Below are 7,036 nucleotides of genomic sequence, written 5' to 3' on the forward strand. Positions count from 1 at the left end.
ATCGCGTGTGTCGCCGCAGCCTGACAGCCGTCCCCGCCAGCTATCGCTGCATCAATCCGCTGATAACTTTACAGTGCCGGTGGAAGCGCTGTGAGGCGAAAGACAACCTGCCTGATAACATTGAGCTTATCACCGCGGCACGGCAGACGACCGTTCAACAGCTCCTCGAAAACGACGCGAACAAGTTCGACGTCGTCTTGATGGACTCGCCCGGCCAGGACACTGTTCTGAGGGACACGATCATTGCGGGGTCGCATATCGTGCTGACCCCGATTCAGCCAAACCAGGACGAAATCAAGGCGGCAGGACAGGCGGCCGCAGACACGGCCGACATCTCCGACAAAGTGGGGAGGGTTATCCCCCATGCAAACTTCGTCACCAGGATCACGATGCCAGCGAAATATTTGGAAGCCTATCGCCTGGTCAGACCGTTCGTGCAGAACCTGCAAGAGGGCGGTTACGACTCTTATTTGCTCGCTACGGAGCTCATGGAACGCAACTGCTATCGCGAAATTCGAAATGGCTATGGCACGCTGCAAATGCTCGATCTCACAGACTCGGTGAAAAAGGGGCGAGCGGAAGTGATGAATCTGGTGGGCGACATCGAGGCACTTTTGGCGGATGAAGAAACGGGGGTAGCAAATGGCTAAAGGGCAAACGACGGTTTCGGACTTTGCAGTCGCGCCGCGTCGCAGCCGTCCCGCGGATCAGGCGGCGACACAGGAAGGTTCAGCAACAAAGGCGCCTGAGGTCCAGAAAGAGAAGCCCCTGGCTGAACATCAGCCAAAACGGCCTGAACCACCCAGTGCTGAGGCTGAAAAGCCCGTAAGCCGCCTGATCGCACCGACGGACGAAGCGCGACGCGAAAGGGCTGTGACGAAAGCGCTGCAGCGTGAGGATTCGAGAGTTCGCTTGCGTGATCTGAAGAGGGCCCGCGATCGGGAATCCAAGCACTACGTCAACTGCCCGCTGGATTACGACACGAAGATGCGGCTTCAAAAGGCCGCCCTCGACAACGATGTGAAGATGACGGTCATCATGAAGGCTTCGATCGATCAGTTCCTTAAAGATAACGGCTACTGATCGATGCTAGGCCGCGGATTCTTGCTTGGCGCAGCCGGCGGCTGCGTTCTCGGCGTTTGTCTTGCTCCTCATCTTGGAAGTCAGCAGGTCGAGGTGAGCAAGCTTTCCGAAACCATTGCGCCTCAAGCGAATATGGCGCGGGCCGTACCCTAAGAGCGTACGTGGCCGACGGACGATCAAGCCAAGATCCAGCTCTTCGAGTTAGCCGAATGGGATCTAAGCAAGCATGGCAATGGATCAGAGGTGAGGGTCGAGCGCTGCATTCGAATCGCTGACACCGAGCTGGCTTGCGAATTGACTGCGAAGCTCAGTTGGGTCGAAGGTAAGACGCAAATCGAGGCTGTTTTTCAAGCGAAGTCTGATGGTTGGAAGATTATAGCGGTCAAGAATCGCTAATTGCTTTTTCCCGCTCCACGATTTTTGAGGCTTCAACTTGCGGGTACACGCTTTGCCACTTGCCGAAGCATTTCGCTTCAGTGCATTACGAGAGCTTGCCATCGGAATTCCCCCCAATTAGGGAGGGAAAACCGCTGTACTTCACCAGAGAGGCACGTGCCAAGCTGCTTCAATGGTGCATAATATCCGCTGAGGGGCGGTTCATAAAAGGTAAGGTCGGTGATTGATTTTAACAGCTTAATGAGCTCGCGGGGCTTGGTTGAAACTACCGATCCGGAACTTGAGAGGCCGGTTTATCGCCAACCCGGCTTCGACGGCATTCTTACCGCAAAGGAGATGGACGAAAAAATCTCGGCTTGGCTCAAGAAGGCCCGCGAGAAAAAAGGCATCAGCCGCGCCGACGCAGCGCAATTATTGGGGTTATCCGTATCCGTCTACGGGCGGTACGAACGGTCAGAATCTCGAATGACCGTCCCCCGCCTGATTCACCTCTGTGAGATCACGGGCTTCACGCCTCTCGACATGATCTTTGAGGTAGGTCCCCACCTGTGGGGCAAGACGCCGGAAGAAGCAGAGGACCGCAGGACGCTGACGAAGCTCGTTGAATCTCTGCCGCATGACACCATTCGCGATTTAATCCGGCTGATGAAACGCATGACGCCGGGCGAGCCATCGGCCGGCTCTGTCGTCACTAGCAACGGCGAAAGCCGCTAAACTGGCGCGCTCCGCCTTTGCACGTCATGGCTATCTCGCAGTGAAAAACGGCAGCCGCCCCGCTCCCGTTTACCACAGGCTCCGGCCTTCTCTTCGGCGCAATGGCGTAGCGCGTTCAGGCCTCCGCCTGCTTCGCTCCGCCAAAGGCGGAGTGGAAAACGGGAACGGACCGGGACTTTTGTTTTTGGGATCCTTGTCGCTGACACTCCAAAGGTCGACATCAACATCTTGAATCGGTCAGGGATGATCGATTCAAAAATGTCGTTGGACGTCTGCGCATAGTCCGGCCAATCTTGGATCCATGACGCAACATTGGTTCCACCTTTATGTTCAGCGCACCGACGCCAGCAGCAATATGGCGCGCTTTTACCAATTGTCTGTCGAGCCGGATCTCTTCGGCGGCGCTGCACTCATTCGGCGCTGGGGACGCATCGGCACGCGCGGCCAGGAACGCATCCATCTGTTTGACAATGACCGCCAAGCGATTAGCCGCTTCCTTGTCCTGGCGCGCCAGAAGCGAGCGCGCGGATATCGGCCACAATCGTGCTATTAAAAGGGATAGCGTCGGAATGTCGGAAACCGACTTTCCTTGCTGATCAAACCGCAGCTAGCGTTCCTGCGAGCTCTCCGCTCCGGGCCGCGTCCACCGAAGGCAACTGCCGGCCCCGTCGTCGTGCTGTCAATCGGCGTGCAAAATTCACCCCTTATCGGCGTCCAAAATTTGCATGCCGAAACACACAAGCAGCGAGAAGGCGATGATCCGCCACGCCACGATGCCGATCAGCGACGGATTGCGTTTTCTCATGCGGCGGCCCGCAGCAGATAGCCGATGCCGCGTACGGTTTCGATCTGTACGCCTGTGTCCAGCGGCTGCAATCGCTTCCGAACTCTGGAAACGGCAAGCTCCAGCGCATTGGAACTGAGCTCCTGCCCATATTCCGAGAGGGCGATCTCCAGCCGGCGTTTCGGAACGACGCGCCCGACCTCGCGCATCAATATCTCGATCAGCGAGCGTTCGCGCGGTGGAAGCGCGACGATGACCCCATCACAGGTCAGCTCTGCGGTGGCTGGATCGAAGCGCAACGCCCCGGCCTCGAGCACTGGCTGTATGGCGTGCGGATTGCGCCTCAGCATGGCCCGGCATCGGGAAAGCAATTCGCGATGGTGGAAAGGCTTCACCAGATAATCGTCAGCCCCGGCATCGAGCCCCTGGACGCGTTCGTCGACGGAGCCGCGGGCGGTGATAACCAGGACAGGTAACCCGGCGTGCTGCTGCCTTATCCATTTCAGAAGATCGAGGCCGTCGCCATCCGGCAGGCCCAGGTCGAGAAGGACGAGATCGTGCTCCCGCCCGCCGATCGCCGCCTCGGCTTCGTTGACACTCGAGACCGCGTCGAGCCGCCAGCCCGCATCACGCATGGTCTCGCCAACAAGCTCGATGAGGCGGGGACTGTCTTCGACGAGCAGCAGGCGCATGCGTTTTCCTGAACTCAACCCTTCTTACGGCCGGTGACCATCGACCATATGAGGTTTTCCTTGAGGTGCCAACTTTCAACGACCGCCGCCGATGCGTGCAACCCAGCTACGATCATCAGCGAATTTGCCAGCAACTCGTGAGTTTCCCCGAGCGCCTTGTTGCCCCAGAAGGCATCGAGCGTCGTCAGCCAGCCGGAGGTGCCGACGGCCGCCAGCAAAACCATCAGCAGGATCATCACCCAGCCTGCGGCGGGGTTGTGTCCCACATGGCGCTCCGCTCTGCCTGCGGCAAAGGCGAACAGGTAGCTCGCAACGGCCGAGGGGCCGCGAACGAAATCGGCAAAGCGCGCATGTCTCGTGCCGACGAATCCCCAGACGAAGCGCAATGCGATCAGCGCCATTGCAGCATAGCCGACATAGCGGTGCACGCTCTTGCCCGGTGGCAGCAGAAAGAGGTTGATGACGCAGCAGGCGACCAGGCCCCAGTGGAAAAGCCGGACGACCGGGTCCCAAACCCGAACATCTCCGTTGCGGGAAGCCAACGCCTCCCGCCTTCCAGCCGCTGACTTGGGCATCAGTCTTCCAGCTCCGCTTTGACGATTTCGCCCGTCACGGGGTTCATGTAGACCTCAGCGCGCTCATGCTTGGCCGTGAACGCGTAAATTTCGTAGCACGTGCCGGCCACCTTGACGTTGCGTATGTCCGTATAGCCCGCCTCCTCTAGCTTCGAACCGGCGGCGTCAGGTTTCATCCAGGCTGACTGCGGCTCTTTCGTGCACGACGCGTTGTCATCGTCCGCAAATGCGAAGGTGGGAAGGACGACGGTCGCCAACACACAGATAAGCATCGATTTCACGAGCGGCTCCTTTGGAAACGGGCCGCCACGGCGGCGGCGGGCTCACCTTGGCCCTGCCCTGCTGTCGAGAACCTGTCCGCCTCTCGATGTCACCGACCCCAGTGCACCTGGCCGTCCTCAACCCTTCTCCCGACAGCACTTCGACAGTTTGGCCGCGGTACTGGCGGAAGCGTCGAGACGCGTCGGACTTCCGCCACGTCTCGAAAGAAGCCGATGTCGGCGAGCCCCAACGGACCCGATGAGAGCGATGAGCTCGCATTTTTTTGGAGAGAAGCTTTTGACTGTCTTCAGAATTCGCCGGCCGGAGATCGGCAGCGTCGCATTGAGCGCGATCGCCACCCTTTACCTGCTGATGCTCGCCAACAATTCCTTCTGGAGCCATGCGGTGGTCTATTTCGATCACGCGTGGATCGCCATGCTATCGCTCGGTACGGCACTCGCTCTGACCACCTTTTCGACCCTGACGTCGCTGTCGATGAAATATGTCACGAAGCCGGTGCTGATCCTGCTGATCGCCATCTCGGCGGCCGTCTCTTATTTCACCGATACGTTCGGCGTTGTCATCGACAAGGAGATGATCGGCAATGCCGCCGTCACCACTCAAGCCGAGGCCGGTCATCTGCTGACAGGCGGCCTTGCGCTTCATCTTGCGATCTACGCGCTCATTCCCTCGCTTCTGATCGCCTGGGTGAAAGTCAGGCATCGTCGTTTTTTCGCGAAGGCCGCCGTCAATTTCCTCTTCATTGCTCCAGCGCTTGTCTTGAGCGGCGTGCTCATCTACGTCAACTTTGCCGGCATCGCCTATGCGCTGCGGGAGCATCGGGACCTGATGGTCCGGTTCAATCCGGCCGGGCCGATCTCGTCGGCGGTACGCTACGGTCTCTCCACCTATCGCGAACGCAATCTGGTCGTGCAGCCGCTCGGGACCGACGCCAAGGAGGGTTCGCGCATCGCCGCAGCCGGCAAGCCGGTCGTCGTCGTAGTGGTAGCGGGCGAGACGGCGCGGGCGATGAACTTCTCCCTCAATGGTTATGACCGGGAGACAAATCCGGAATTGAAGGCGCTTGGCGTGGTCAACTACCGCGACACGACGAGCTGCGGCACGGCGACAGCCGTCTCGTTGCCCTGCATGTTTTCCGTCTATCCCCGCGCAGAGTACAGCGACTGGAAGGCTCGCTCGACCGAAAACCTGGTCAACGTACTGACGCATGCGGGCGTTTTGGTTACCTGGTGGGACAACAACACGGGCAGCAAGGGAATCGCCGACCTCATCAATTTCGCCAGCATGACGCGTAGGAAGAACGGCCCGCTGTGCAACAATGGCGAATGTCTCGACGAAATCTTCCTCGCCGACCTGGATAAAAAGCTCGGCGCAACGACCAACGATAGCGTCATCGTGCTGCATCAACTCGGCAGCCACGGGCCATCCTATTACCTGCGCTATCCCGAGGCGTTCCGCCGCTTCACGCCGGACTGCCGCACGCCGGAACTGATGAGCTGCACGACGGAGGAAATCGTCAACGCCTATGACAACACGATCCTCTACACGGACCATATCCTGGCGAGCGTCGCGAGACTGCTCGAAAAGCATCAGGACCGCATTGCAGGCGCGATGATCTACATGTCGGATCATGGGGAATCGCTCGGCGAAAACGGCATTTACCTGCACGGCGCGCCCTATGCGATCGCACCCAAGGAACAGACGCAGGTCCCCTTCATCGCCTGGTTTTCGAAACCATATCAGACCGCGATGGGGGTTGACGCCGCCTGTCTCTCCACGGACGCAGACACCCCGAAGTCGCACGACAACCTCTTCCATACGGTGCTCGGCATGATGGACGTGCAAACGGGCGTCTATAAGCGCTCCCTCGACGCTTTCGCGGCCTGCACGCGCCCGGCGGAGCGGGAGAAGCAGGCGCCGGGTTTCCATGCGGCCGAGCGCAGGCTGCGAGCCGGACCGGGCGGAGTTCTTTAGCGGTTTGCCGCCCATATTCCATGAGCGGCGGCGGGTCGCTTCCCTCGGAACTCCTGCCAATCCGCGGCGGCGGCTGGTCCGGTGATCTCTGAAAATGAGCCGATGACTCATTCGCGCGGTTGTGGGCGCATTGGCGAAGGCAACCCATCACCCTCAGTAAGCGCGCTGCGGGATCAATCACACAAGCACGCATCGCCAAGCGTGATGAGCGCCGTGTTATGGTTGCGGTCGAATTTCGCTGAACTTTTTGCGCGAAACGGATAGCGCGGCGCAATCTGGCTAGAGCGGGATGACTTTAGGCTGAAATCCGCATTGGGATTGGGCCGTCGGTAATCGATCGGTCTCCTGGTCAGGGGTTGGTTCTCAACACCCCAACATCCCATCAGGAGACCGCGCCTCCAAACCCGTCCTCTCCCGCGTCAGCAGGTTAGTTCAATCCCAAGAATTCACACTTCCTAGTGGTATCCGCCTAACATAAGAGTCTGTATGGGATTCCCTTTGGCGAGTGCGTATGCGAGTGTGGCGCATGCGCACAG

Annotated in this window: 9 protein-coding genes; 5 read left to right on the top strand and 4 right to left on the bottom strand. The window is 59.2% G+C overall.

Going from position 1 to position 7,036, the window contains the following annotated elements; translation table 11 throughout:
- Positions 1-20 precede the first annotated feature (20 nt).
- The gene (locus AU381_RS00505) at positions 21-650 is read left to right on the top strand and encodes a P-loop NTPase family protein (protein ID WP_048655407.1); all 630 of its coding nucleotides are present in this window, start codon (positions 21-23) and stop codon (positions 648-650) included.
- Entirely contained in the window at positions 643-1,083 is a 441-nt protein-coding gene (locus AU381_RS30580; protein WP_015633371.1) for a hypothetical protein, read from the top strand. The genes AU381_RS00505 and AU381_RS30580 overlap by 8 nt, the downstream gene beginning before the upstream one ends.
- A gap of 237 nt (positions 1,084-1,320) precedes the next feature.
- Here the strand turns inward: AU381_RS30580 and AU381_RS29355 are convergent, their stop codons facing one another.
- Positions 1,321-1,581, bottom strand: a complete 261-nt coding sequence (locus tag AU381_RS29355) for a hypothetical protein (RefSeq protein WP_015633370.1) — start codon at positions 1,579-1,581, stop codon at positions 1,321-1,323.
- 138 nt (positions 1,582-1,719) lie between these two features.
- On the opposite strand from AU381_RS29355, the gene AU381_RS00520 reads away from it, so the two are divergent.
- Together AU381_RS00520 and AU381_RS00525 are read left to right on the top strand one after the other, a co-directional pair.
- Positions 1,720-2,193 carry a helix-turn-helix transcriptional regulator gene (locus tag AU381_RS00520; RefSeq protein WP_034859617.1) on the top strand — a complete coding sequence of 158 codons (474 nt, stop codon included), beginning with the start codon at positions 1,720-1,722 and terminating at the stop codon, positions 2,191-2,193.
- 301 nt (positions 2,194-2,494) lie between these two features.
- The gene (locus AU381_RS00525; protein WP_015633368.1) at positions 2,495-2,746 is read left to right on the top strand and encodes a WGR domain-containing protein; all 252 of its coding nucleotides are present in this window, start codon (positions 2,495-2,497) and stop codon (positions 2,744-2,746) included.
- 248 nt (positions 2,747-2,994) lie between these two features.
- Here AU381_RS00525 and AU381_RS00530 read toward each other — a convergent pair whose 3' ends face one another.
- The 3 genes from AU381_RS00530 to AU381_RS00540 are packed head-to-tail and all read right to left on the bottom strand — an operon-like array spanning position 2,995 to position 4,516.
- Positions 2,995-3,669, bottom strand: coding sequence for a response regulator (locus AU381_RS00530; RefSeq protein ID WP_014858088.1), 675 nt, complete (start codon positions 3,667-3,669; stop codon positions 2,995-2,997).
- Between the two features lie 14 nt (positions 3,670-3,683).
- Entirely contained in the window at positions 3,684-4,244 is a 561-nt protein-coding gene (locus AU381_RS00535; protein ID WP_014858087.1) for a cytochrome b/b6 domain-containing protein, read from the bottom strand.
- Positions 4,244-4,516 (bottom strand): PepSY domain-containing protein, encoded by a 273-nt coding sequence (locus tag AU381_RS00540; protein WP_015633367.1) that lies wholly within the window; start codon positions 4,514-4,516, stop codon positions 4,244-4,246. Before AU381_RS00540 ends, AU381_RS00535 begins: the two co-directional genes overlap by 1 nt.
- Before the next feature lie 256 nt (positions 4,517-4,772).
- On the opposite strand from AU381_RS00540, the gene AU381_RS00545 reads away from it, so the two are divergent.
- Positions 4,773-6,500, top strand: a complete 1,728-nt coding sequence (locus tag AU381_RS00545) for a phosphoethanolamine transferase (RefSeq protein WP_369983369.1) — start codon at positions 4,773-4,775, stop codon at positions 6,498-6,500.
- Positions 6,501-7,036: the final 536 nt, after the last annotated feature.

The sequence above is a fragment of the Sinorhizobium glycinis genome, assembly GCF_001651865.1.
Taxonomy (GTDB): domain Bacteria; phylum Pseudomonadota; class Alphaproteobacteria; order Rhizobiales; family Rhizobiaceae; genus Sinorhizobium; species Sinorhizobium glycinis.

Excerpts from the sequence above, each read along its gene's own strand:
- AU381_RS00530 (WP_014858088.1), bottom strand. The coding sequence starts at position 3,669 with ATGCGCCTGCTGCTCGTCGAAGACAGTCCCCGCCTCATCGAGCTTGTT.
- AU381_RS30580 (WP_015633371.1), top strand. The coding sequence starts at position 643 with ATGGCTAAAGGGCAAACGACGGTTTCGGACTTTGCAGTCGCGCCGCGT.
- AU381_RS29355 (WP_015633370.1), bottom strand. The coding sequence starts at position 1,581 with ATGGCAAGCTCTCGTAATGCACTGAAGCGAAATGCTTCGGCAAGTGGC.
- AU381_RS00520 (WP_034859617.1), top strand. The coding sequence starts at position 1,720 with ATGAGCTCGCGGGGCTTGGTTGAAACTACCGATCCGGAACTTGAGAGG.
- AU381_RS00545 (WP_369983369.1), top strand. The coding sequence starts at position 4,773 with ATGAGCTCGCATTTTTTTGGAGAGAAGCTTTTGACTGTCTTCAGAATT.
- AU381_RS00525 (WP_015633368.1), top strand. The coding sequence starts at position 2,495 with ATGACGCAACATTGGTTCCACCTTTATGTTCAGCGCACCGACGCCAGC.
- AU381_RS00540 (WP_015633367.1), bottom strand. The coding sequence starts at position 4,516 with ATGCTTATCTGTGTGTTGGCGACCGTCGTCCTTCCCACCTTCGCATTT.
- AU381_RS00535 (WP_014858087.1), bottom strand. The coding sequence starts at position 4,244 with ATGCCCAAGTCAGCGGCTGGAAGGCGGGAGGCGTTGGCTTCCCGCAAC.